The organism is Roseibium alexandrii DFL-11, from assembly GCF_000158095.2.
GTDB classification, from domain to species: domain Bacteria; phylum Pseudomonadota; class Alphaproteobacteria; order Rhizobiales; family Stappiaceae; genus Roseibium; species Roseibium alexandrii.
The window spans coordinates 5,124,240-5,147,108 of the sequence record NZ_CM011002.1; the positions used below are offsets into that span (position 1 = coordinate 5,124,240).

The following is a 22,869-nucleotide window of genomic DNA, read 5'->3' on the forward strand; positions in this document are numbered from 1 at the left end:
TGAGTGAATCATTGCGACCGCTCACTCACATGCCACACATGTGGCTGATTTGTCACAGCTTTAGGTTTAGGTTGCTTTAGGCCGAAATCAGTCTTCCCTTATCCGCGATTCCAGAGTACCAAAAAGTCCTCAACTCTGACGGGTTGACATTTTCATCCCTTTGGCCGCCCGGCCAAGCAACCAGGAGGGCTTAAATGCTAAATTGTTCGACGCATCCAGCGACAGCCGTCCATTTGGTTCGCACGGGATCATCCGCACGTTTTGCTTAAAAAAACGCGCCTGAGTTCCTAACACTTTTCCGACGTCCGGCTTAAGCCGTCCATCAGTTCTGGCTGCATGTGCGTCCTTGCGCATGTCTGCGGGCGTTACTCTCAATTTCTTTCGTTTCGGAGACACATCATGTCTTTCGGTGATCCCTCTGGGCCATTCCAACCCGGCATAGGTCCAGATATCGTCCAGGAGCCGCCAGTCCGGCGGCCGGACGTTTTCATTGAGCCGCACTTGCGCCCGCGTCCGCCAGTTTTATTGCGTCTGCGCAACTTGTTGAAAATTCTCGGTGTATTCGGTGGGGCGACTGGCGTTCTGACAGTTCTGTTCGCAGTGCCAGTCATAATTTCCGAATTTGCAGCGATCGAAACTGTTGGCGTCCATGGAAAGATCCTGACCGCGCCGCAATTCGCTGACCGGCTTGAAAATCTTCTAATTGGTTCCTTTATCGTAGCTCTATCGCTGGTAAGTTTCTTTGCTTCGGCTGCGATTGTGTCTCCGCGCCTCGGCGTGCGTGATCATGAAAGGGAACCCTACAAATTCGAGTGCGGAGATGGTCATGAGACTGTCCATCCCACTCATGCAAAGGTTCGTCATGTTTAAGTGGTTTGAAAACCTGATTGATCCGTTTGAGAACACGGATCTCGATGTCCCGCCGAAAGGGTTCTGGGCGTTCTGTTGGTATTACACAAAACCCGTGTGGCCGATCCTAGCGGTCGCATCGGTTCTTGGGGCCGCCATCGCCATCCTTGAGGTGTTTATCTTTACCTTTCTCGGCGATTTGGTGAACTGGCTTGGAACCGAGAATGCGCAGTCATTCTTTGCGGACAATTGGCCACAGCTTCTGTGGATGGGCTTTGTCATCCTGATCCTCTTGCCACTGGTCGCTGCGATCTGGGAGATAGTGTTCCATCAGGGCTTGATGGGCACCTATCCCATGTCCGTACGTTGGCGGGTTCACCGGTATCTTCTCCGGCAGAGCGTGGCGTTTTATCAAAATGACTTCGCTGGGCGAATTGCGAACAAGCTGATGCAAACAGCACTCGCGGTTCGGGAGGTGGTGACCCGGATCGCGGACATCCTAGTATATGTGATTGTCTATTTTGTCGCCGCGCTGTTCATCGTTGCGGAGGCAAGCATCTATTTCGCCATTCCGTTCGTGGCATGGCTTGGCGGGTATCTGTTGACGATGCGCGTCTTTATCCCGCGTTTGAAAAACGTGTCCCGGGATCAGGCCGATGCGCGATCAGTTATGACGGGACACGTGGTAGATGCGTACACCAATATCTCGACTGTGAAACTCTTCTCCCACGCGGCGCGCGAAGAAGACTATGCGAAGAGGTCGATGCTCGACTTTCTGAAGACGGTCTTCCTTCAGATGCGGCTCGTCACGGGCATGAACATCACCCTGACAACGCTGAACATGGCGTTGCTCTTCGCGGTCTCAGCGATGTCCATTATGCTTTGGCAGCAAGGGTTGGTGAGCACTGGCGAAATCGCGGTGGCGGTCGCCCTTGTCCTGCGTTTCCAGGGGATGTCGCAGTGGATCCTTTGGGAAGTGTCCGGCCTGTTTGAAAACATCGGCACAGTTCAGGACGGCATCAACACGATTTCCCGCGAACGGGATGTGGTGGATGTTCCAAACGCCAAGCATCTGGTCGTCGACAAAGGGGAGATCGAGTTCGAGCGGATCCGATTCCACTATGGCAAGGAAGCCGGCGTCATCGAGGATCTGTCCTTGAAGATCAAGGCTGGCGAAAAAATCGGGCTGATCGGACGGTCGGGGGCAGGCAAGTCCACCTTGGTCAACCTGCTTCTGCGCTTCTATGATCTGGAAGGCGGACGGGTGCTGATCGATGGTCAGGACGTTGCCAAGGTCCTGCAGGACGACATCCGGGCTAACGTGGGTGTCGTTACCCAGGATACGTCCCTGTTGCACCGGTCTATCTTCGAGAACGTTGCGTATGGCAAACCGGACGTCAGCCGCGAGGAAGTCGAGGCAGCTCTGGAAAAAGCGCATGCAATCGAGTTCGTCCGCAGTCTCGAAGATCAAAACGGGCGTGTCGGACTAGATGCGCATGTCGGCGAGCGCGGGGTGAAACTCTCAGGCGGTCAGCGCCAGAGGATCGCGATTGCGCGGGTGCTTCTTAAAGATGCCCCGATCCTGGCCCTGGATGAGGCGACATCGGCGCTGGATTCAGAAGTCGAGATCGCAATCCAGGAAAGCCTGTTCGATCTGATGGAAGGCAAAACCGTTATCGCGATTGCGCACCGGCTGTCCACGATTGCGGCGATGGACCGGCTCATTGTCATGGACCATGGTCGAATCATCGAGGAAGGATCGCATCAGGAGCTGTTGGACCTGAACGGTCTTTACGCTCAGCTTTGGCAGCACCAGTCCGGTGGTTTCCTGGCGCCGGTTCAGGCGGCTTGATTCCAGCCATATCGTCACGCGAGGCCGGGGAAATATATTTTCCGGCCTTGCGATTTTCCGAAAAACGGCAGAAAAACGGCGCGAGCGCAGTTTCGGCTGCGACATATGCGTTCTAAGGCGTTTGTTGAACTGGACAAGCGCTTTGAACGGTGCAAAAAGACACACGCCTTGCCCGGTGCGGAAATCTGCCGCACCCGGCAACCGTTGAGCCCGGCACTGGTCTGCCTATCCTTGATCTCAGGGACGGGCCCGGACGTGCGACGGGCTTTCGGTACAGAATAAACTGGTTTCGAGAGGACGCGACCTTGGCAAATACGGATCAGGCGGAACCGACCCGCCGAGATTTCCTCTACATTGCGACCGGCGCTATGGGTGTCGTCGGCGCTGGCGCGCTGGTATGGCCATTCATCGATCAGATGAACCCGGATGCCTCCGCTTTGGCTCTGGCTTCTATTGAAGTCGACGTCTCTGCCGTGGAAGAGGGGCAGTCTATCAGCGTGAAATGGCGTGGTAAGCCGGTCTTCATCCGCAACCGTACGGATGCGGAAGTGGAAGACGCGAATGCTGTTGCGGTTTCGGATCTGCCGGACCCGCTCGCACGCAACGCCAACCTTCCTGCCGACGCCGAAGCGACGGACGTGAACCGCGGCATCGAGGGCAATGAGAAGCTGCTGGTTCAAGTTGGTATCTGCACACACCTTGGCTGCGTCCCAGTGGGTGATGCTGGTGAGTACGGCGGCTGGTTCTGCCCGTGCCACGGCTCGCACTACGACACCGCCGGCCGGATCCGTAAGGGCCCGGCGCCTGAGAACCTGCTCATTCCGCCGCTTGAGATGGTCAGCGAGACCACCATCAAGATCGGCTAACGGCACGAGTTAATCTGGAGGCAGCCATGGCTGGACATTCTGAATATGTACCGCAGAGCGCTGCGGCAAAGTGGCTTGAGAGCCGTTTGCCGGTCATATCGCTCGTACGCGGATCTTTCGTCGACTTTCCGACACCGAAGAACCTGAATTATTTCTGGACCTTCGGCGGGATCCTTTTCTTTGTGCTCATTGCGCAGATCCTGACAGGGATCGTGCTCGTGATGCACTACACGGCTAGCACAACCGCGGCATTTGACAGCGTTGAGCACATCATGCGCGATGTGAACTTCGGCTGGATGCTGCGTTACCTGCACGCCAACGGCGCGTCGATGTTCTTCATCGCCGTATACATTCACATTTTCCGTGGATTGTATTACGGGTCATACAAGGCTCCGCGCGAAATCTCCTGGATCCTGGGTGTAATCATCTTCCTTTTGATGATGGCAACCGCATTCATGGGTTACGTTCTGCCATGGGGGCAGATGTCCTTCTGGGGCGCGACTGTTATCACCAACCTGTTCTCGGCAATCCCGGTTGTCGGTGAGAGTGTAGTGATCTGGCTGTGGGGCGGCTTTGCGGTCGACAATCCGACGCTGACACGCTTCTTCTCGCTGCACTATCTGCTGCCGTTCATGATCTTCGGTGTTGTCCTGCTGCACGTGTGGGCGTTCCACACCACTGGCAACAACAACCCGACAGGCGTCCAGCCGAAGACCAAACAGGACACGATCCCGTTCCATCCGTACTACACGATCAAGGACCTGTTCGCGATTGTCGTGTTCATGATCCTCTTCGCGTACTTCGTCTTCTATCTGCCGAACTACCTGGGTCACGCCGACAACTACATCGAGGCGAACCCGCTCGTCACGCCGGCGCACATCGTTCCTGAATGGTACTTCTTGCCGTTCTACGCGATCTTGCGCGCTGTTCCGGACAAGCTCGGCGGTGTTGTTCTGATGTTTGGTGCGATTGCGGTGCTGTTCATCCTGCCGTGGCTGGACACTTCCAAGGTCCGCTCCGGTGCCTACCGTCCGCTGTTCAAGCAGTTCTTCTGGATCTTTGCAGCGAACGCTGTGGTTCTGGGCTACCTCGGCGCCATGCCGGCGGAAGGGATCTACGTGATCATGTCCCAGATCTGCACCACCATCTACTTTGCCTACTTCCTTATCGCCCTGCCGCTGTTGGGCTTCCTGGAGAAACCGAAGCCACTTCCGGCATCAATCTCCGAGTCGGTGCTCAAGGGCGGATCCGGCACACCGGTCGGCGCAGCAGCCGCACCGGAAACGAAATAACGCGAACCGGATCGGGAGTTATTTGAGACAATGAAAACCATGATCACAATGGTTCGTTCCCTCGCAGCGGTGGCGGCTCTCGCCATCGCATCCCCGGCTTTTGCCGCTGGAGCGAAGGTTGAAATCGATTATCAGGATTGGTCCTTTGCCGGACCGTTCGGTTACTACGACCGTGCGCAGTTGCAACGTGGCTTCAAGGTCTACGTCGAAAACTGTTCAGCCTGTCATGCATTGAGCCGTGTTGCATTCCGTAACCTGGCGGAGGACGGCGGTCCGAGCTTTACCGAAGACCAGGCCAAAGCAATTGCTGCAGACTACACGGTTGTAGATGGCCCGGATGATTTCGGCGACATGTACGATCGTCCGGCAATCCTGGCTGACCGCTTCCCGTCGCCGTTTCCGAATGAAAACGCGGCGCGTGCGGCCAACAATGGGGCGTATCCGCCGGACTTTTCGCTCCTCGCGAAAGCGCGCGCGCCGCAGCGCGGTTTCCCTGGGTTTGTTTTTGACATCTTCACCCAGTACCAGGAAAACGGTCCAGACTACATCTACTCATTGCTGACGGGTTACGTCGATCCGCCAGAGGGCGTGGAAGTTCCGGTTGGCCAGTACTACAACCATTCCTTCTTGGCTGGTGAGTTTATCTCGATGGCGCCGCCTCTTTTCGAGGAAGCCGTTGAGTACACCGATGGCACACCGATGACTGTTGAGAATTATGCGCGCGACGTTTCTGCGTTCATGATGTGGGCCGCTGAGCCGCATTTGGAAGACCGCAAGAAGATCGGCTTCCGAGTGATGCTGTTCCTCATCGTTTTCGCTGGCATGCTTTACTTCACCAAGAAGAAGATCTGGCGCGACGTCGAGCACTAAGCTCCAAGCATAAAGAAGCACTCGGAAAAAGGCGGGCATTGAGCCCGCCTTTTTTCATTTGCCCGCTGTTCATTGCTGGCTCGGGTTGTTAAGCAAAACGGTAATTCAGGAACTCATCCAGCGAGGGCAAAATGAGCGACGCAGTTCTGGGGATTATTGGCGGATCCGGGATCTATGACCTTCCTGGTCTTGAGGATGCGCAATGGATCAGCGTCGAAAGTCCATGGGGCACGCCGTCGGATCAGGTTCGGATCGGGACGATTGACGGTCTCAAGATAGTATTCCTGCCGCGCCACGGCCGGGGGCATGTCTATTCGCCGACGACGATCAATTACCGCGCCAATATTGACGTCATGAAGCGGTGCGGTGTAACGGATCTTCTATCCGTCTCTGCGTGCGGCTCTTTAAAAGAAGAGCATGAACCGGGCATGTTTGTGCTGGTCGATCAGTTCATCGATCGTACAATCGCACGTGAAAAGAGCTTCTTCGGGACCGGATGTGTGGCCCATGTCTCCATGGCAACTCCAGTCAGCCCGAAACTGGTTGACGCCGTTGCCGCAGCGGCGGAAGCGGAAGGCCTGAAATACCATAAGGGCGGGACCTATCTCGCTATGGAAGGTCCGCAGTTTTCGTCGCTTGCGGAAAGTGAACTTTACCGGACCTGGAATTGCGATGTTATTGGCATGACGAACATGCCGGAGGCCAAGCTCGCGCGGGAAGCGGAAATCTCCTATGCGACCGTTGCCATGGTGACCGACTATGACAGCTGGCATCCGGACCATGGTGAAGTCGACATTCAGGCAATTTTGAAAGTCCTGCATGACAATGCGGCCAATGCGCAAAGACTGGTCGCCCGTGTTGCTAAAGACCTTCCCAGAGAGCATCAATCCTGTCCGGCCGGCTCCGACACTGCTCTTGAATTTGCCCTGATGACTGCGCCGGAAAAGCGCGATCCGGAATTAGTCGCCAAACTCGATGCGGTTGCAGGGCGTGTCTTGAATCGCAGCTGACACCTACATCTCATAACCATCAAAAGACTTCGACCGGCGCGGTAATCTTGATATAAGCGTCGGTCGGGGCTGTGCAGCGGATTGTGTTGCGCGACATTGTTTTTGCAGGAAAGAGAGCAAAATGACCGATCAGACAATTCGTGATGAACTGATCAGTGCCGTTAGAACAATCAAGGACTATCCCAAAGAGGGCATCCTTTTTCGCGACATCACCACTCTGCTCGGCAATGCTCGGGCATTCCGGCGCGCAGTCGATGCGCTGGTTCAGCCTTGGGCCGGGTCCAAGGTTGATCAGATTGCCGGGATAGAAGCTCGCGGTTTCATTCTGGGTGGGGCGGTTGCCCACCAGTTGTCTGCAGGTTTTGTGCCCATCCGCAAGAAGGGCAAGCTGCCGCACGAAACCGTGCGCATTGCCTATTCCCTGGAATATGGCCTGGATGAAATGGAAATGCACAAGGATGCAATCCAGCCAGGCGACCGGGTGATCCTGGTCGACGATCTCATTGCGACTGGTGGCACTGCGGAAGCGGCCTGCAAACTCTTGAGATCCATGGGGGCAAATATTGAAGCTGCATGTTTCATCGTTGATCTTCCCGATCTTGGCGGCCGGAAAAAGCTGGAAGAATTGAGTGTCCCCGTCCGGACCCTGGTTGAGTTCCCAGGGCACTGATTGCGGATGGCGGCGAGCGGATCTGGAGAAACCGATAAACCGGCGTTTTCGGACGAATTTCGATCTGAGTTTGAGAGTCTGTTAAGATGGCGGCGGGACGTGCGCCGCTTCCGGACGGACCCGATCGATCCTGATAAGCTTAAGCATCTCCTTGAGCTGGCAGATCTGGCGCCCTCAGTTGGGAACAGCCAACCCTGGCGCATCGTGACTGTGCAGAGTGCGGAGAAGCGGGCGAGCGTCGTTGCGAGTTTCGAGGCGGAAAATGCTTACGCTGCTTCTGCCTACGAGGACGAAAAGGCAGCACTTTACCGCCAGCTTAAATTGGCTGGGTTGAAAGAAGCGCCCGTCCATCTGGCGGTCTTCAGCGAGCCAAATCCGGGCCAGGGTCATGGACTTGGGCGGGCGACGATGCCCGAAACGCTGGCCTATTCCACCGTCAGCATGATCCACACCTTTTGGCTTGCAGCTCGCACCGAGGGTGTCGGGGTTGGTTGGGTGTCAATTCTGGACCCGGAGAAGATCGGCGAAATTCTAAAAGTTGACCCAAACTGGCATTTCGTGGCGTATCTCTGTGTCGGATACCCGGAAGAAGAACACATCGCCCCCGAACTTGAGCGCGCCCGTTGGCAATCGCGAAGCCCATTGGACGAGCGCTTGTTTCGCCGCTAGCATACCTGCCGCTTTGAGGGACTGCCGCTGACCGCGTGTTGTTTGTAGTTAGGAACCATCATGTCTGTGACCATTCATGCAACGACAGCCGAAGATCATGCAGATGTCCTGCAGCTGTTGAATGACCGGTGGACTTCGCCGGATATGATCATCGAAAACGAAACCATCGATGCGTCGCGGCTGCCCGGCTACACAGCCCGCGCGGACGGCGAGCTTGTCGGACTGGTGACCTTGATCAAGCGGCCGGAGGAGTGGGAAATCCTGACGCTCGACTCTTTTAACCGTTGGGACGGTGTTGGCAGCCGTTTGCTTCAGGCCGTGGTGGAAGAGGCGAAAGCGAGCCACATCCACCGCTTGACGGTTCGGACATCCAACGACAATCTGGATGCGTTCCGGTTCTACCAGCGGCGTGGGTTCCGATTGGAGCGCATCGGGTTCGGCGTGATCGATGCCGAGCGTGAGAAGAATCCCGGTATTCCGCTGACCGGGGATTACGGCATTGAAATCCACGATGAAGTGTTTTTCGCCCGAAGCCTATAGCCGTTAGCGGCGCCGAACTTCCCGAAAGTAGATGGGTTTCCCTGTAATGCAGTCCATGCCGGGAACGCATTTGCTTTGCGTTGCACAATAGTTATAATTCCCAAGTCTCAAGTTTTGATGTTTTTTGGTTCGTCAAGTCGTTGATTTTCGGCTTCGACGATGGAGGTAAAAAATTGTCTGCTGCCAAGTGTTTAGAATCCGCGGAAGATATTTCAGATATCGCCTTTGGTTTTATGGGATCCAAGGCGCTCTTTTCTGCGCTCAACTCTGATGTTTTCTCATTATTGTCGGAAAAAACCTTGCTTCCTTCTGAAGTTGCTGAGGGTTCTAATCTGGATACCGAGCGTGCAACGACACTCTTGACAGCCTTAACGGCGCTTGGGCTTGTGCGTCGCGATGGAGATGGGTTTACAAATTCACCCGCTGCCGAAGCCTTTCTGGTGAAAGGGAAAAAGTACGATTTTGGAGACTATCTAAGGTTTCAGATAGACCGTCAGATGTACCCGTTTATGACTCAGTTAAACGATGCTCTTGAGGGGACTCTGGAAGAAGAGCAGGTCGCATCCTACGAAGAATGGTTCAGTGACGCGCAAGAGGCTGAACTTTACTCCCAATCCCAGCATGCTGGCTCGCTAGGACCAGGGCGCAGCCTTGCCAAGTTGGTCGATCTTTCAAGCGTTAGAAAACTTCTCGATATAGGGGGGGGAACAGGCGCGTTTTCCATTTCGCTTTGCAAAGCCTATCCCGGGCTGCGTTCTACAATTTTGGACTTTCCGAACGTTGCTGAGGTCGGAAAAGGTTTTATTGAAGCAGAAGGCTTGGAAAACCGGATCACGTATCAACCTGGAAATGCACTAAAGGACACTTGGCCCGCACAAGCGGATGCGGTTCTGATGTCCTATCTATTCTCTGGTGTCCCCGGTGCGTCCATCCCAGGTCTGGTTCGGAAGTCGATGGACACCTTGACGCCCGGCGGCACCTATATGGTGCATGATTTCATGGTCGATGAAAGCCGCGAAGGGCCGAAACTTGCCGCTTTGTGGCAGCTTCAACACACCGCATTCAACCCGGAAGCCAAGTCCATTACGAGCACATACGTCTCGGGTCTTATGGAAGCAGCGGGGTTCAAGGACGTCACTATCAAGGAGATGATCCCGGGCATGACATCTTTGGTCTTTGGGCGCAAGCCAGCATGATTTCCGCATAGGGAAGCGGCCGTATCAGTCCCTGCGCCGCTCCACGAAGACGTTTGCTTTGAAAGAGAATACCGGTTCGTCATTCTGATTGCGTGCGACCATGTCGGAATGGACGATGCCCCACTCCGGCCGGCTGCGGCTTTCAGTCTTGCCCGTGACGACGCGTTGATAGGTCAGCGTATCACCAGCAAATACCGGTTTGATCCACCTCAGTTTTTCAAAACCCGGAGACGGACCCACACGGGCGGGCACGCGCCCTTCACTTTGAGCCGCTTCAATCAAACGTTTGTTGGTTGCCACCAGCAGCTTCATGAAGACGGACGCCGTATGCCAGCCGGAGGCGCACAATCGGCCGAAATGCGTTTTGGCCGCCCCTTCTTCGCTGAGGTGAAAGGGCTGAGGGTCGTATTTTTCAGCGAAGCGGATGATGTCGTCGGCTTTAAATGTGTGCATGCCCAACTCGATCTTTTCACCGACTTCAATCTCCTCGAAATACTTGGTCATTGAGCGGCCCCCCGCTTCAGGAACAGAATGGGATTTTCCCAAAACATCACCTGTTTCTGATCTTGATTGGTCGCCGTGATGCGAAATGTCACGATCCCCAGGTCGGGCTTGGATCGTAGCTCCTTGCTCGCCAGAACCTCAGCTTTTGCCGTGAGTGTGTCTCCTGGATAGACCGGGCTTTGCCACTTCAGTTCATCTATGCCGGGCGAGCCTTGCCCGGTGGAGTTGTTCAAGAGATTGGTGGCGAGCAAACGCATCACCATCGACCCGGTGTGCCAGCCGGATGCTGCCAGCCCGCCGAGCATGGAGGCTTTCCCGGCCTCTTCATCGAGATGAAACGGTTGCGGGTCGAACTCTTCGGCGAACTCGATAATCTCGTCTTTGCTTGCGGTCACGCTGCCCAGTTCAAAAACCTGTCCGGGCTCGAAGTCTTCAAAATGATATATGTCTGGCATCAATAGCTGTGTAATTAGAGAGGCATAGCGCGGCAGGCCGCGCTATGAGGATGCGCAATCTTACCGATTGTTCAGTCGTAGTAAATCTCATTGTCATCGAGATAGACATTGCTGGCTGCGCAAATGTCGATGGCAATCGGCTCGTCGAGCACTTCGCTGTCGTCAGCGCCGAGCCATCCGATCTGGAAGACCTGATCGCAATTACCGGTATCTGCATTGAACGCTGCTTGGGCGTTTTGACCGGGCATCAAGGCATCGCCCAGCCAGTTATCGCTCCAGCCATCACCGCCATTTGTGTAGAAACCGACGGCAATGTTGCCCTCAGTGTTGTTGTAAACTTGGAAATAGCCTTCCGAGCCCGTGCCTTGCGCAAAGGCAAAACTCGCGGTTAATGCAAAGCCTACGCCTGCAGCAGCAGATAAGAAATACTTCATGGTGTCCCCCTGATATGCCGGACTTTTTTTACCTGACGCATGCATAACACGTTACTTTTGGCGGGTTCTCAAGAGAAAATGGGATTTTTACTGACAGACAGGACGTCTCACCAGAGCCGCCCATGACCGAGCTGTTGTTGGCCTGCAGTCATCAGCTTGACGAAAGGAAACTCCCCGCACACTGTGGGACATAACCGGACTTCGATTTTTGAGAACAGCCGGGTTGGTATCACTTGAAGTAGTCAGACCCTCCAATCTAATCGCATTCCCATGTTCCCCTGCCAAGAGGTTTACTCAGACCGATATGACCACACAGATAAAGCAAAGCCGTGGCCGGTCCATTTTGGCCGCGGCCAGCGGAAATGTTCTGGAGTGGTACGACTTCACTGTTTACGGCTTCATGGCCTCCACAATTGCTGTTCTGTTCTTTCCTTCCGAGGACAAAGTCGCTTCGCTGTTGTCAGCATTCGCGGTGCTGGCAGTCGGATATGCAGCGAGGCCGGTAGGCAGCCTGCTGTTTGGGCATATCGGTGACCGGTTCGGCCGTAAACCTGTTCTGATCGCTTCAGTGATGACGATGGGTTTGGGATCAGTCGCCATTGCGGCATTACCGACTTATGACCAGATTGGCATTACAGCTGCTGTTCTCCTCGTCCTGATCCGGATCGCCCAGGGTATATCAGTTGCGGGCGAATACACGACATCTGGCGTGCTCATCGTCGAACAAGCTCCTGCAGACCGCCGGGCATTGACCGGCTCCTGGATTGCGTTTGCGATGATGTGGGGCTGTGTTCTGGGGTCTGCCGTGCCAACGCTGATCAGCAACGTTTTGACCGATGAACAGATGCACAGCTGGGGCTGGCGGATCCCGTTCGTTGTTGGAGGTTTGATTGCTTTTTTGAGCACCGTCCTCCGGCGGCATCTGACCGAAGCCGCTCCCAAAGCCCAAGAGTGGGAATTGGGCTCACCGGTGTTGCACACCTTGAAGCGGTTTCCCGGTCTCATTTTCGAGATGGTGGTGCTCGTGATCCCGGTATCCGTGATCTATTTTGTGATCTTCGTCTACGCCGTGACCTACATCGGCAGTGAACCCGGCTTCACATCCGCCGAAGCGCTGGACATCACGACTGTAAATCTCGTCATCATGGCCTTGTTTGTGCCGGTCTGCGGGTACCTTGCTGACAAGGTCGGCCTCAGAGCCGCTATGATGGGCGCAGCCATCAGCGCGATCGTTCTGGCATTGCCCTGCTGGTGGCTGATGCTGTCCACCAAGCTGGAACTGGTCTTTATCGGTCAGTTGGGACTTACGCTTGCCAGTACAGCCGGGTGGGCACTGTCGATTACCGCATTAACACAAATGGCGCCGCAGCACCTGCGATGCAGTACAGTAGCTATTGGCTACAATATCTGCCTGGCGGTGTTCGGGGGCACAACGCCTTTTGTGGCAACCTACCTTGTGCACGAAACCGGCGACACGTTTGCACCAGCCTACTACATCGTGCTCGTTTCGATCCTGTCTGCAATCGTGATCTGGCGGATCCCGAAACACATCGCGCGGGCAGGGCCCATGTCTGTTGAGCCCGAGTAAGGGCTCCCTGCTCTAAAGCGGCCAGAACACCAGGATCGCCGGAATGCCAACAGCCAAAACCAGCACTTCCAGCGGAAGGCCGATGCGCCAGTAATCGCCGAAGCGGTATCCGCCGGGTCCCATGATGATCGTGTTATTCTTGTGCCCAATTGGGGTCAGAAAGGCACAGGAACCGGCAACCGCGACCGCCATCAAAAACGGGTCGGGATTGACACCAAGACTGTTTGCGATCTGAACCGAGATAGGGGCTGCGATCAGGCACGTCGCGACGTTATTCAGGAAATCGGACAAGGTCATGGTGACGGCCATCAAAACCGCCAACGTCACCCAGGCTGGTGCTCCGGCCGTCAGGGCCAGAATTCCATCGGCGATGATCTGAGCATTGCCTGCCGCTTCAAACGCCTTTCCGAGAGGGATCAGCGAGCCGAGAAGCACGATCACTTTCCATTCGACGGCTGTGTAGACATCCGAACCGCTGACGAGGCCGGTCGCTGCATAAAGGACGACGCAGGCAGCGAGCGCGACCGGAAGGTAAGCGAACCCTGCGACAGCTGCTGCGATCGCAAGAACGAAGCCCAATATGGCCAGCCGAGCCTTGTTGCGCTGGATCATTCCGGTGGTCCTGCCTTCCAGCGGAAACACGCCAAGCCATTGAACTGCCATCTCCAATCGATCGGATGAACCAAGCAGCAAGAGGACATCACCTGGCCGGATCGTTTCATGCCGGACACGGTTTTGGATCCGGCGCCCCGCACGGGAAATCCCCAGCAGCGTCACGCCATGACCGTAGAGAAGCCTGAGCTGAAAGGCCGACGAGCCATTGATGCGCGCCGTATCTGGAACAATAGCCTCGGTGAGGCTCAAAGCGCCTCCCGTCAAACCGCCTTTGTGGCGTTCGGATCCGGCGAACTCCAGTTTTGCCGCTCCCATGAAGGTTTCGATGGCCTTCGGATCGCCTTCTACGAGAATGAAGTCGTTCTCCTTGATCAGTTCCCGGCGGGCAAACCCTCTGATGCGGCTGCCATGGCGCACCAGTCCGATGATCGCGACATCTTTTTCGTCCGCGACCGGATAAAGATCGCCAAGCGTGAGGTCCTTGTCTTCGGGCAGTTTGCCGACCTTCAATTCCGCGCTGTAGAGCCCCTCGGCCATGCTGTCGGTTTCGGGCGCCTGCCGGAATCGCGCCGGCAACAGCCGCCAGCCGATCAACGTCACAAAGGCGATGCCGCTGATCGCGACAACAAGGCCGACTGGGGCGAAATCGAACATGGAAAACGGCGACCCGAGCGCGTCTGACCGGTACTGGGCAATCACAATATTGGGCGGTGTTCCGATCAATGTGATCATGCCGCCAAGGATCGTTGCGAAGGAAAGAGGCATCAACGACAGGCCAGGAGACCGCGCAGCTTTCTTGGCGGCTTCCAGATCCAGCGGCATCAGAAGCGCGAGAGCTGCCACATTGTTGATAATGCCGGACAGTCCGGCACCAACGATGGCCATGATGCCGATATGACCAGACAGGCTGCGGGATGCAGAGAACAGGTACTTGGCAACCAGTTCCACGGCCCCGGAATTCATCAGTCCGCGCGACACGATCAACACAAGGGCGATGATGATGACCGCAGGGTGACCGAAGCCGGAAAAGACTTGATCCGAAGGGACAAGGTCCAGGAATGCTGCGAGGATCAGGGCGGCAAAGGCGACCAGGTCGAAGCGGATTTTGCCCCAAATCAGCAGGGCGAAGACGACTGCGAAGAGTGAAAACAGCAGTATCTGATCGAGCGTCACCTTGGAATTCTCCGATCCGTTCGCGTCGCCTAGAAGGTGCTGAAACTTAGGCCGGATTGGCGTTCAGCGTCGAGCGGTTTTTCGGAATGCTCCGTATGGCACGCAAATCAATATGCTGAGTGCGGAATTTAGGAACCCGTAATGTTCTGAACATCTATCGGACACATTCAAACACCACATGCTTTTCCAGGCAGGAACAGACCAACTGGAAAGGAAAACAGAAATGAGCAAAGTGTCAAAAACGACCATCCGCTGCGAAGCCAACGACTACTACGACCGCATTGAATATTATGCAAAGTCTCGGCACCATCGTTTGGTGCCCCGGAAGTGGCGCGATGAAGCCGGTCCGAACCCCTTGGTTATGCAGGGTTTGAATGTAAGTTGAGAGATCCCCCGGGCTCAGGATGTTCCGGGGGATCTTTTTGTCCGGACTTGAGCAGGCGCTATCTGCTTTAAATCACAGTGACTTCCAGGGTAGGCAATCCCTCTACTGACCCAACCAGCTTGTCGCCGCGCACAACCGGCCCAACGCCTGCAGGCGTGCCGGTTTGGATGACATCTCCTGGCGACAGCTCGAAATACTCCGAAAGATAGGAGATCATTTCCGGGACCTTCCAGATCATTTGGTTGAGATCGCCTTCTTGGCGCAGATCGCCGTTTACCGTGAGCTGGATCTTGCCTTCGGAAAGATGACCACAATCGGCTGCCGGGACAATTGGCGTGATGGGGGCGGACTGCTCAAACGCCTTTCCGATCTCCCAGGGGCGGCCCATCTTCTTTGCGTTTCCTTGAAGATCGCGCCGTGTCATGTCGAGCGAAACGGCATACCCGAATAAATGATCCAGCGCCTTGTTGACCGGAATGTTGCGCCCGCCTGATTTCAAAGCGACAGCCAGTTCGATCTCGTGATGTACGTCGTCAGATTTTGGCGGATAAGGAAAGGTGCCGGAGGTGTTGAGATTGTCCGGATTTTTCTGAAAGAAGAACGGCGGTTCCTTGTCCGGGTCGTGCCCCATCTCCACGGCGTGGGCGGCGTAATTCCGGCCAATGCAGTAGACGCGGCGGACCGGGAAGAGGTCGCTGGTGCCGTCAACGGGAACTGCAGGCACGGCAGGAGGAGCAAAAACGAAAGTCCGCATGGTCGAAGGCTCTACCTGGAGTGTCGAGTTTGGGTGAGCGCGATTGGGGAAGTCTCACAGCCGCTAAGAAAAAAGCCCGGGCAGGCGCCCGGGCTGTGACTTCATATCAAGTGTTGAACTTGAAGAGGAGAACGTCACCGTCCTTGACGATGTACTCCTTGCCTTCGTCGCGGGCCTTTCCGGCTTCCTTTGCAGCGCTCTCGCCGCCGAGCGACGTGTAATCGTCATAGGCAATGGTCTGTGCACGAATGAAACCGCGTTCAAAGTCCGTGTGAATGACGCCGGCGGCACCCGGTGCCTTGGTGCCGTCGGTGATGGTCCAGGCGCGGGTTTCTTTTGGCCCAGCCGTGAAATAGGTGATCAGGCCGAGCAGCTCGTAGCCGGCCCGGATCATCCGGTCGAGGCCAGGTTCTTCCAGTCCGATGGTCTCCAGGAATTCTTCCTGTTCCTCCTTGTCGAGCTGAGAGATTTCAGCTTCGATCGCAGCGGAAATCACAACAGCAACTGCACCTTCCGCGGCCGCCTTTTCTGCGACTTTCCGGGACAGTTCGTTGCCTTCGCCTGCGGACGCCTCATCAACGTTGCAGACATAAAGAACCGGCTTGGATGTCAGAAGATTGAGGCCCTGCAGCATCTTCGCTTCTTCCGCGTCCGCTGTTTCCAGCATGCGGGCAGGTTTGCCGTCCTGCAGCAACGCCAGTGCGCCTTCCATGATCGGCAGGACTGCCTTTGCTTCCTTGTCGCCACCAGTTGCTTTTTTCTTCAGCGGCGCGATGCGCTTTTCCAGGCTTTCCATGTCGGAGACCATGAGTTCGGTCTCGACCGTATCGGCATCGGCGATCGGGTCGATCGCACCATCCACGTGGGTGATGTCATCGTCTTCAAAACACCGCAAAACGTGCGCGATGGCATCGACTTCGCGGATGTTCGCCAGGAACTGGTTGCCGAGACCCTCACCCTTGGAAGCACCGCGCACAAGGCCTGCAATGTCCACGAAGGTAATACGCGTCGGGATCACTTCCTTGGATTGCGCAATATCGCGAATTGCATAGAGGCGCGGATCCGGCACGGCAACTTCGCCGGTGTTCGGCTCGATTGTGCAGAACGGATAGTTTGCGGCCTGTGCCGCAGCTGTCTTGGTCAGCGCATTAAAAAGCGTGGACTTGCCGACATTCGGCAGTCCGACAATGCCGCACTGGAAACCCATTGGAGTTCGCTTTCGGTTTGTGTCTGAAACTGTTGCCGCGCTTCATGCCCGAGGGGACCGGCAAGGTCAAGGGTTTGGCGGTTCCAAGCTGCTTGCGAACACCATGGAAGTGCTGAAAGAAGGAGCAGTTTAGAGTGCGGGCGCTTGATTTACTTCTACCGGATCCGCTCTGACCCCGCCGGACGACGGAAGCCTTGTCTGCTTATTGCAGCCCGGTCGGATCGATCAGTCCGTCAGTGCAGCCCATCCCAGTTTCGTTTGCGGCGAGCATAAGTTCGCCCAGATCCGAAGTAGGGGTGATCTGGCCTTTCAGACTGAGCCAAATCTCGTTGATCAACGTCCGGCCGCCATCGTTTGTACACTTGATCAGGACCCGTGCGCCTGTGCCAACACCGAAGGCGTCATCAAAGGCGGCCCGAATTTGGGCGCCGGAAACTTGACGGCCGACATTGTTGAAGAACAAGTCGCCGACGGCTGAATCGTTTACAAGCCCGGTCAAATAAAGGGTGTCGTCATAATACTCGTCCGCGCCGCCGTCACCAAAGTAGCAGGTGCCGTGTTTGATCCACTCGTGATAATGCAGGAAGCTTGCAAAACCGGGCATGGACGCGGCGAGTGCGTCGGCCGTTTCGGTGTCAATCTCAGGCGCGGGGAGGAGGTGCCAGTTGCCCGGTTTGTCGAGGTTTCGAACAGACGCTGACACACCGCAATAGTCGTTGCCTTTCGGTTGCGGCCAGAGCCCGTGAATGGATAGCTGCCGGGTTGTGTGCGGCAGATTACCTGAATTCAGATCCTGGCACTCCTGCTTGCCGGGCCGGATTTCACAAAAGGCAGGCTGCCAGCTGAGGGTCAGCAGATTGTCTGTGGATTCCTGTCCACCTGTAACAGGCGTGATCCCAGTGTCGACGACAGGATCGACAGTCACCGTGCCTGCGTCCATCACATGCACACCGCAAGATGTGCTGACCCAGCGGAGCTGCGTAACCGGAGCATCGTCAACCTGGATCTGGAAATAATCGCCGCCTTGTTTGTTGATGCCCTTGATGTCGTAGGCAATCCGCGGTGACGTTAAGACGTTGCCGGGGTTGGTCTGCCTGTTCTTGCTTTGGTACGCTTCGCAGGCTTGTTCGGCGATAAAGTAGCCTTCAAGTTTCTTGAAGGCAGCCGCAGGCGTTAGTGTGAGCCCCAGAACAACGCATGCAAAAACAATGCGGCGCATGATTTCCCCCTTTATCAAGCTTGGGGCCATTATCCTGATGCAGATTACCACAGTATGACGTGCGGTCGCGTGATTTAAAATCCCTAATTGTGTTTTATGTGTTGTCGCCACCGCCCAAAAGCTTTTTCAGCATGTCCGCCATCGGGCCTGACTTGGGCAATTTCGCGGCGGGTTTGTTCTGGCGGGCCTGACGAATATGGCTCTGCTGTTTGGGCTTGGGGGCCTTTTCCGGTTTTTGGGAGGCCGCCTTGTTGCCGCGCTGAGCTTTTTCCGGTTCGAGCGCCAATGTCATCTTGTTGGCAAACTGGCTGTCCTTTGCTTCCGCCAAAAGGCCAGCCTGATCAGCAACTTCTGCAAGCAGCGGGTTCAGCCAGTCTTGGTCCGCCTTGGAAAAGTCGCCGAGGACATAGTTGGAGACGAGTTTTTTATCGCCCGGATGGCCGATCCCAAGCCGCAAACGCCGGTACTCCTGGCCAATATGCGCCGATATTGACCGCAGACCGTTATGGCCGCCATGGCCACCGCCCTTCTTCATCCGGAATTTGGCAGGTGGGAGATCCAGTTCATCGTAGATGACGACAATGTCTTCCGGCTCGATTTTGAAAAAGCGCATGGCTTCGCCAACAGCGCGGCCGGATTCATTCATGTAGGTGGAGGGCTTGAGCAACAGCACTTTTTCGCTGCCCAGCCGTCCTTCGGAGACTTGACCCTGGAACCGAGCGCGCCAAGGTTGGAAACCGGAATTACGGCGGTGGATCTCATCAAGTGCCATAAAACCAATGTTATGGCGGTTGCGGGCGTATTTACCGCCGGGATTTCCAAGGCCGACAATCAGTCTCATGATCTGTCCCTGTGCGTTCTTTGAAAATCAGGGTGCTGAAACGAAAAGGCAGCCGAAAACGGCTGCCGTAAGTGCAGAAGGCGATGCCGCCTTCTGCAAATTTATCGAAGGATCAAGCTTATTCGCTTGTCTCTTCTTCACCACCTTCGGCTTCTCCGTCGTCGTCCTGTACACCGCCGCCAGGAGCAGCAAGTGTTGCGACGGTGAAGTCACGATCGGTGATGGTCGGCTGCGCGCCTTCCGGCAGGGTGGTTGCCGAGATGTGCAGCGTGTCGCCGATGTCCACTTTCGCGAGGTCGAAGACCAGTGTTTCCGGGATGGCATTCGCCGGAACGATCAGTTCGACAGTATGACGAACGACGTTCAGCATGCCGCCTTTTTTCAGGCCCGGGCAGGTTTCTTCGTTGATGAAAGTCACCGGGATATCGACCGTTAGGGTCGTGTTGCCGGACACACGCAGGAAATCAACGTGGAGAACATCGTCGCGCACTGGGTGCAGCTGGAAGTCCTTGGCGATGACCTGGTGCTTTTCACCGTCAACGTCGATGGTTCCGATGTGTGTCAGGAAACCGCCCTTGTGCAGGGTGAGGGTGGTTTCTTTCACCGGAATGGTGATCGGCAAAGCCGGTTTCTTGTCGCCGTAGATCACGGCAGGTAGAAGGCCTTCGCGACGCAGTGACCGTGCAGCCCCCTTGCCCACACGGTCCCGTGCCGACGCCTTCAGCTCATAGCTGGAAGCCATGGCAAACTCCTATAGGTATATGTAACGGACCGGCGAACAGGGTCACCGAATGATGTTCGATCAGTTGTCCGGGATCGGTCCTACGAGCGCCTCCTCCAGGGGTGCAGGCGCGTGCGCGATATAGCTGAAACCCATTTGAAAAGCAAGCGGCTCCGATGGGCGCACGACTATCGTCAATTCTGCTAGTTCTCAAAAGTAAAAATAATCAACCATCGAGTGTTATTTGGTTTGTGTAGATTATTGGTTTTACAATACATCTTTTTGGTTGAAGTTAAAAGTAATTCAATCAATAAGCATAAGCGACTATGCATATGTGATTAAGGTTTGCCGCGTTGAATGTCGTTACGGAACTCAACGGAGAGCGATCCATGAAAACGTTTTTGAAGTCCGCGGTATTTGTGCTCCTTGCAACCGGTGCCGCCAACGCGAATGAATTTAAGGCCGAGCTGGAAGAACTGGCGAACGGCCAAATCGCCGAAATCGCGTCCTCTTCTGAAGTGATTGCAGCTGTAAAGGCACAGAACACACAAACTGCCGGTCACGATCAGGCCAAAATCGACGAGCTCGACAAGACCTGGCGCGCTGAAGCAGAAGCAGTTGATCAGCCGATGATCGATGCCGTGCTTGAAAACGATCTGTCCGGATATCTGGCCGATCTGCAAGACGGCAGCGATGGTCTCTTTACCGAAATCTTCGTGATGGATGCCAAGGGCCTCAATGTTGGTCAGAGCGATGTGACCTCTGACTACTGGCAAGGCGATGAAGCCAAATGGCAAGACACCTATGGCGCGGGTTCGGGCTCTGTGCACATCAGTGATCTTGAAGAAGATGACAGCACTCAGCTTCTGCAGAGCCAGGTCAGTGTGCCGGTTGTTGATCCGGATAGTGATGAGCCAATCGGTGCCGTCACGTTCGGTGTGAACGTCGAAAATCTATAATATTTCAACGGGCAAGGCGGGAGCCTTGCCCATGTCCTTTGCGGAGCAAAGCCATTGAAAGTCTCTCAGAAACTTCCCGCCATCATGGTCGGGATTGCATTGTTCTGTTCAGCTGGTGTCGGTATTGCGAGCTACATGTCCGGAGCACAATCTGTTCGGGATCTGGCTCAAGAAAAGCTCATGGGCCTCGCTGAAAGCCGCAAGGACGCCCTGACAGATTATTTGTCTTCTAAACAGGCTCTTGTAACAGATCACGCATCCGGCAAGGGACTGAGGGCTGCCTATTCCGATTTCGATAAAAACTGGGCGAAATACGGAGACAAGGCGCAGGCGACTCTGACCAAGGTGTATGTCACGGACAATCCGCATCCGGCGGATCAACGCGCTGATTTGGTCAAGGCCGGCCGCAAGCCCTATGACCGGGCACACACCAAGCATCATCCTGCAATGCGGGCATTCGCCGAATCCAACAGCTTTGACGAGATCCTTCTGATTAATCTGGATGGTGACGTCGTTTACAGCGTTCAGAAAAATTCTGATTTTGCCCAAAATCTAAAGTCAACCGAATGGACCGGTTCGGCAGCAGCCAAGGCTTATGAGGCGGCCTTGGCAGGCGCTCCGGATCAGGCGCATGTTTTCGATGTAGAGCACTATCCCGGACCCACAGACAAGCCTGTTGGTTTCTTGTCAGTGCCGATTTCGGTCGGATCAAAGGTCATCGGTGTTGCTATCTATGAGACCGCTGTCTCCCGTGTCAGCAACATGCTTGGCAAGTATGCCGGCCTTGGTGAGACAGGGAATGTGTTTTTGGTCAACGCTCACGGTATCATTCAAAACGACAGTGTTCGGACACCCGATGTCGACGAAGTGACGAGCGATTTGCTTCAGGGCAGTCCAATTCTTAATGCGCTGGGCGGCGCGCCGGAATTCCAGGTTTTGGACGATCTGCAGGGACAAGAATCATTCGCAGCGGCAGTGCCGTTTGAATATCTCGGCAAAGACTATGCTCTTGTCGTCGTGCAGAGCGCGGCTGAAGTCCTCGCTCCGCTCGCGAAGCTGCGGAATTGGACGGTGGCGATCGCGGTGATCTGCGCACTTGGCGCCGGGGTACTCGGCCTTTGGGTGTCTGTTCAGTTGTCTCGCCGGATCAATGGATTGGCGGGTGTCATGGGCGCACTAGCAAAAGGCGATACGGCAGTAAATGTCCCCAAGCAAACTTCCGATGATGAGATCAAGGAAATCGCCGACACGGTCGCTGTCTTCCGGGAGAATGCTTTGGAGCGTGAACGGTTGGAGGCAGAGCAGAGCGCTAACCAGCAAGCTCAACAAGAACAAGCCCATCGGGTCAGTTCCTTGATCGAAACCTTCCGCGATGAAGTCGAACAAATGCTTGATACGGTTGTTCATAACAACAACCAGATGCAGGCGGCCGCCGAGGGCCTGAACGGAATTGCGGATGAAACATCCGGCGAGGCGACGAACGCATCAGCTGCCTCCGAGCAGGCGTCTGCAAATGTTCAGACCGTGGCCTCTGCCTCTGAAGAGCTGTCTGCATCCATTCAGGAGATTGGCCGGCAAGTTGACAGCACCACGGAGATTATCCGGGCAGCACTTGGTTCAGCTCAGGAAACCAACGAGCGGATTGGCGGGCTGGCGCAGCTTGCCCAGAGCATCGGCGACGTTGTGAACCTGATCTCTGATATTGCCGAGCAGACCAACCTTCTGGCTCTCAATGCGACGATTGAGGCTGCACGCGCCGGAGAGGCGGGCCGCGGCTTTGCGGTTGTTGCGTCCGAAGTCAAGGAATTGGCGACACAAACGGCCAAGGCAACTGAGCAGATTGAGGCGCAAGTGTCTGAAGTTCAGACGGCAACGAAAGAAGCCGTTTCGGCGATCGGAACAATCGCGGAAACCATGGCAACGGTGGACAATTACACCGGAAACATCGCGTCAGCAGTTCAGGAGCAGGGACAGGCGACAACCGAGATTTCTGCGAACGTCCAGGAAGCTGCTCAAGGAACGCGGTCGGTCGCGGGATCGATGGTGGCAATCAGCGAAAAGTCGCAGATGACAAGCTCGTCCGCTGGCGACGTCTTGCGGGCGTCCAATGACGTGGCCGACAAAACCGAAGACCTTCGCGGGACGGTGGACCGTTTCCTCAAAGCTGTTGAAGCTGCTTAGGGTTCGCATGCTCGATAGC

The 22,869-nt window shown here is 55.6% G+C and carries 23 protein-coding genes; 14 read left to right on the top strand and 9 right to left on the bottom strand.

Annotated elements, in window-relative coordinates; genetic code table 11:
* Positions 1-399 precede the first annotated feature (399 nt).
* The 10 genes from SADFL11_RS23610 (at position 400) to SADFL11_RS23655 (ending at position 9,814) form a co-directional block, all read left to right on the top strand.
* Entirely contained in the window at positions 400-870 is a 471-nt protein-coding gene (locus SADFL11_RS23610; RefSeq protein ID WP_008189947.1) for a hypothetical protein, read from the top strand.
* Positions 863-2,701 carry an ABC transporter ATP-binding protein gene (locus SADFL11_RS23615; protein ID WP_040450904.1) on the top strand — a complete coding sequence of 613 codons (1,839 nt, stop codon included), beginning with the start codon at positions 863-865 and terminating at the stop codon, positions 2,699-2,701. The genes SADFL11_RS23610 and SADFL11_RS23615 overlap by 8 nt, the downstream gene beginning before the upstream one ends.
* 305 nt (positions 2,702-3,006) lie before the next feature.
* The gene (petA, locus tag SADFL11_RS23620) at positions 3,007-3,567 is read left to right on the top strand and encodes a ubiquinol-cytochrome c reductase iron-sulfur subunit (RefSeq protein ID WP_008191519.1); all 561 of its coding nucleotides are present in this window, start codon (positions 3,007-3,009) and stop codon (positions 3,565-3,567) included.
* A gap of 26 nt (positions 3,568-3,593) precedes the next feature.
* Positions 3,594-4,859 carry a cytochrome b gene (locus tag SADFL11_RS23625; RefSeq protein WP_008195181.1) on the top strand — a complete coding sequence of 422 codons (1,266 nt, stop codon included), beginning with the start codon at positions 3,594-3,596 and terminating at the stop codon, positions 4,857-4,859.
* 30 nt (positions 4,860-4,889) lie between these two features.
* Positions 4,890-5,729, top strand: coding sequence for a cytochrome c1 (locus SADFL11_RS23630; protein WP_008193504.1), 840 nt, complete (start codon positions 4,890-4,892; stop codon positions 5,727-5,729).
* Between the two features lie 131 nt (positions 5,730-5,860).
* On the top strand, positions 5,861-6,739 hold the full coding sequence (locus SADFL11_RS23635; protein WP_008196901.1) for an S-methyl-5'-thioadenosine phosphorylase: 879 nt from the start codon (positions 5,861-5,863) through the stop codon (positions 6,737-6,739).
* 121 nt (positions 6,740-6,860) lie between these two features.
* Complete coding sequence (locus SADFL11_RS23640) at positions 6,861-7,409, top strand: adenine phosphoribosyltransferase (protein WP_008190496.1); 549 nt, start codon at positions 6,861-6,863, stop codon at positions 7,407-7,409.
* 6 nt (positions 7,410-7,415) lie between these two features.
* Entirely contained in the window at positions 7,416-8,078 is a 663-nt protein-coding gene (gene bluB / locus SADFL11_RS23645) for a 5,6-dimethylbenzimidazole synthase (RefSeq protein ID WP_008191571.1), read from the top strand.
* A gap of 60 nt (positions 8,079-8,138) precedes the next feature.
* Positions 8,139-8,618 (top strand): GNAT family N-acetyltransferase, encoded by a 480-nt coding sequence (locus tag SADFL11_RS23650; protein ID WP_008193891.1) that lies wholly within the window; start codon positions 8,139-8,141, stop codon positions 8,616-8,618.
* Positions 8,619-8,791: 173 nt separating this feature from the next.
* Positions 8,792-9,814, top strand: coding sequence for a methyltransferase (locus tag SADFL11_RS23655; protein ID WP_040452415.1), 1,023 nt, complete (start codon positions 8,792-8,794; stop codon positions 9,812-9,814).
* A 24-nt stretch (positions 9,815-9,838) separates the two neighbouring features.
* Here SADFL11_RS23655 and SADFL11_RS23660 read toward each other — a convergent pair whose 3' ends face one another.
* The 3 genes from SADFL11_RS23660 to SADFL11_RS23670 form a co-directional block, all read right to left on the bottom strand.
* Positions 9,839-10,318: a MaoC family dehydratase gene (locus SADFL11_RS23660; RefSeq protein ID WP_008192900.1), complete on the bottom strand. Its 480-nt coding sequence runs from the start codon at positions 10,316-10,318 to the stop codon at positions 9,839-9,841.
* The gene (locus tag SADFL11_RS23665; RefSeq protein ID WP_008189691.1) at positions 10,315-10,773 is read right to left on the bottom strand and encodes a MaoC family dehydratase; all 459 of its coding nucleotides are present in this window, start codon (positions 10,771-10,773) and stop codon (positions 10,315-10,317) included. Before SADFL11_RS23665 ends, SADFL11_RS23660 begins: the two co-directional genes overlap by 4 nt.
* Before the next feature lie 71 nt (positions 10,774-10,844).
* Positions 10,845-11,207 (bottom strand): hypothetical protein, encoded by a 363-nt coding sequence (locus tag SADFL11_RS23670; protein WP_134853122.1) that lies wholly within the window; start codon positions 11,205-11,207, stop codon positions 10,845-10,847.
* A gap of 304 nt (positions 11,208-11,511) precedes the next feature.
* Between SADFL11_RS23670 and SADFL11_RS23675 the strand changes: the two genes are divergently transcribed.
* Positions 11,512-12,795: an MFS transporter gene (locus SADFL11_RS23675; RefSeq protein WP_008193995.1), complete on the top strand. Its 1,284-nt coding sequence runs from the start codon at positions 11,512-11,514 to the stop codon at positions 12,793-12,795.
* A 12-nt stretch (positions 12,796-12,807) separates the two neighbouring features.
* Here the strand turns inward: SADFL11_RS23675 and SADFL11_RS23680 are convergent, their stop codons facing one another.
* Positions 12,808-14,583: an SLC13 family permease gene (locus tag SADFL11_RS23680; protein ID WP_008191906.1), complete on the bottom strand. Its 1,776-nt coding sequence runs from the start codon at positions 14,581-14,583 to the stop codon at positions 12,808-12,810.
* A 223-nt stretch (positions 14,584-14,806) separates the two neighbouring features.
* On the opposite strand from SADFL11_RS23680, the gene SADFL11_RS25360 reads away from it, so the two are divergent.
* A complete protein-coding gene (locus SADFL11_RS25360; protein WP_167579029.1) occupies positions 14,807-14,968 on the top strand; it encodes a hypothetical protein in 162 nt (53 codons plus the stop codon).
* A 67-nt stretch (positions 14,969-15,035) separates the two neighbouring features.
* On the opposite strand, the gene SADFL11_RS23685 is transcribed toward SADFL11_RS25360, so the two are convergent.
* From SADFL11_RS23685 to SADFL11_RS23705, 5 genes are all read right to left on the bottom strand, one after another.
* Positions 15,036-15,722 carry a fumarylacetoacetate hydrolase family protein gene (locus SADFL11_RS23685; protein ID WP_040450902.1) on the bottom strand — a complete coding sequence of 229 codons (687 nt, stop codon included), beginning with the start codon at positions 15,720-15,722 and terminating at the stop codon, positions 15,036-15,038.
* Positions 15,723-15,828: 106 nt separating this feature from the next.
* Positions 15,829-16,929, bottom strand: a complete 1,101-nt coding sequence (ychF, locus tag SADFL11_RS23690; protein WP_008195267.1) for a redox-regulated ATPase YchF — start codon at positions 16,927-16,929, stop codon at positions 15,829-15,831.
* 202 nt (positions 16,930-17,131) lie between these two features.
* Positions 17,132-18,148, bottom strand: a complete 1,017-nt coding sequence (locus tag SADFL11_RS23695; protein ID WP_040452412.1) for a ribonuclease T2 family protein — start codon at positions 18,146-18,148, stop codon at positions 17,132-17,134.
* A gap of 94 nt (positions 18,149-18,242) precedes the next feature.
* Positions 18,243-18,989, bottom strand: coding sequence for an aminoacyl-tRNA hydrolase (gene pth / locus SADFL11_RS23700; RefSeq protein WP_008196041.1), 747 nt, complete (start codon positions 18,987-18,989; stop codon positions 18,243-18,245).
* 118 nt (positions 18,990-19,107) lie between these two features.
* Positions 19,108-19,731: a 50S ribosomal protein L25/general stress protein Ctc gene (locus tag SADFL11_RS23705; RefSeq protein WP_040450901.1), complete on the bottom strand. Its 624-nt coding sequence runs from the start codon at positions 19,729-19,731 to the stop codon at positions 19,108-19,110.
* Positions 19,732-20,099: 368 nt separating this feature from the next.
* Between SADFL11_RS23705 and SADFL11_RS23710 the strand changes: the two genes are divergently transcribed.
* A complete protein-coding gene (locus SADFL11_RS23710) occupies positions 20,100-20,669 on the top strand; it encodes a PDC sensor domain-containing protein (RefSeq protein WP_040450900.1) in 570 nt (189 codons plus the stop codon).
* Positions 20,670-20,723: 54 nt separating this feature from the next.
* Entirely contained in the window at positions 20,724-22,850 is a 2,127-nt protein-coding gene (locus SADFL11_RS23715; protein WP_008197017.1) for a methyl-accepting chemotaxis protein, read from the top strand.
* Positions 22,851-22,869 lie beyond the last annotated feature (19 nt).

Coding starts and splice junctions, on each gene's coding strand:
- SADFL11_RS23610 (WP_008189947.1), top strand. CDS start 400: ATGTCTTTCGGTGATCCCTCTGGGCCATTCCAACCCGGCATAGGTCCA.
- SADFL11_RS23615 (WP_040450904.1), top strand. CDS start 863: ATGTTTAAGTGGTTTGAAAACCTGATTGATCCGTTTGAGAACACGGAT.
- SADFL11_RS23625 (WP_008195181.1), top strand. CDS start 3,594: ATGGCTGGACATTCTGAATATGTACCGCAGAGCGCTGCGGCAAAGTGG.
- SADFL11_RS23630 (WP_008193504.1), top strand. CDS start 4,890: ATGAAAACCATGATCACAATGGTTCGTTCCCTCGCAGCGGTGGCGGCT.
- SADFL11_RS23635 (WP_008196901.1), top strand. CDS start 5,861: ATGAGCGACGCAGTTCTGGGGATTATTGGCGGATCCGGGATCTATGAC.
- SADFL11_RS23640 (WP_008190496.1), top strand. CDS start 6,861: ATGACCGATCAGACAATTCGTGATGAACTGATCAGTGCCGTTAGAACA.
- bluB (WP_008191571.1), top strand. CDS start 7,416: ATGGCGGCGAGCGGATCTGGAGAAACCGATAAACCGGCGTTTTCGGAC.
- SADFL11_RS23650 (WP_008193891.1), top strand. CDS start 8,139: ATGTCTGTGACCATTCATGCAACGACAGCCGAAGATCATGCAGATGTC.
- SADFL11_RS23660 (WP_008192900.1), bottom strand. CDS start 10,318: ATGACCAAGTATTTCGAGGAGATTGAAGTCGGTGAAAAGATCGAGTTG.
- SADFL11_RS23665 (WP_008189691.1), bottom strand. CDS start 10,773: ATGCCAGACATATATCATTTTGAAGACTTCGAGCCCGGACAGGTTTTT.
- SADFL11_RS23670 (WP_134853122.1), bottom strand. CDS start 11,207: ATGAAGTATTTCTTATCTGCTGCTGCAGGCGTAGGCTTTGCATTAACC.
- SADFL11_RS23675 (WP_008193995.1), top strand. CDS start 11,512: ATGACCACACAGATAAAGCAAAGCCGTGGCCGGTCCATTTTGGCCGCG.
- SADFL11_RS25360 (WP_167579029.1), top strand. CDS start 14,807: ATGAGCAAAGTGTCAAAAACGACCATCCGCTGCGAAGCCAACGACTAC.
- SADFL11_RS23685 (WP_040450902.1), bottom strand. CDS start 15,722: ATGCGGACTTTCGTTTTTGCTCCTCCTGCCGTGCCTGCAGTTCCCGTT.
- ychF (WP_008195267.1), bottom strand. CDS start 16,929: ATGGGTTTCCAGTGCGGCATTGTCGGACTGCCGAATGTCGGCAAGTCC.
- SADFL11_RS23695 (WP_040452412.1), bottom strand. CDS start 18,148: ATGCGCCGCATTGTTTTTGCATGCGTTGTTCTGGGGCTCACACTAACG.
- pth (WP_008196041.1), bottom strand. CDS start 18,989: ATGAGACTGATTGTCGGCCTTGGAAATCCCGGCGGTAAATACGCCCGC.
- SADFL11_RS23705 (WP_040450901.1), bottom strand. CDS start 19,731: ATGGCTTCCAGCTATGAGCTGAAGGCGTCGGCACGGGACCGTGTGGGC.
- SADFL11_RS23710 (WP_040450900.1), top strand. CDS start 20,100: ATGAAAACGTTTTTGAAGTCCGCGGTATTTGTGCTCCTTGCAACCGGT.